The following is a 785-nucleotide window of genomic DNA, read 5'->3' as shown; positions in this document are numbered from 1 at the left end:
GCATCAACTTTACTATGAGAGCTTGATATGTTCATTTATTTTTCTGAAGTACTTACCTATTATTACACCGAGCGCGACAGGGTGGTTACCCTTTACAGCCCCACAGCTCCCGACGGCACCATGTTACGCAAATATGCTAACAGCGGAAACTATGATGTCGCTATGGTTGGACTAAGCGGTACAGCTAAATTCTTTGGAGGCAAGCTGATTGCAAAAGTGCGTCCACAATATTGGCATAGAAATATAACGGGTGAATATTCTCTGTCGTTGAACGAAGTGACATGTTCAGCACAATTGACATGGTATTTCGGCAACTTTTATCTGTTCGGATGGTATATGACACCAAGCACATATATTCCTGATGAGTCAGGAATGAAAGAGCATACTCCTTCAAGCTATCAGATACAGTTGGGCTGGGGAAAAGGTGGATGGCGGCTATCTGCCACCGCACATAATTTCCTTCGTTCTTCATGGGAAACCTCTCGACAGGAACTGTATAGCCGGAACTATAGTTTTGACAAGCGAGATTTCGGCATAGATGGCCACATGCGCTTTCAGCTCTCTGCCACATATACTTTCGGATACGGAAAGAAAGTGCAGCGTGGCAATGAAGTAAGTGGTGGAAGCTCATCTTCTTCTGCAATTTTGAAATAGAAATAGCTTAATAATACAATACAACAATGAAAAAAGTATTAATTTTTATTCTTTCGCTTGTAATGGCAAGCGTTGTTTATGCCGATGATTGGCAGACGCAAAAGGGTTATCGAGGTTTTGCCGATTTAGGA

Annotated in this window: 1 protein-coding gene; it reads left to right on the top strand. The window is 42.3% G+C overall.

The features are described from left to right. Positions 1 to 27: 27 nt before the first annotated feature. Entirely contained in the window at positions 28 to 654 is a 627-nt protein-coding gene (locus E5331_RS20100) for a hypothetical protein (protein WP_123483337.1), read from the top strand. Positions 655 to 785 lie beyond the last annotated feature (131 nt).

Source organism: Lepagella muris (assembly GCF_004793975.1).
Lineage (GTDB): Bacteria > Bacteroidota > Bacteroidia > Bacteroidales > Muribaculaceae > Lepagella > Lepagella muris.
The sequence above is the reverse complement of the archived record's forward strand: the minus strand, read 5'-3'. Positions and strand labels throughout refer to the sequence as shown.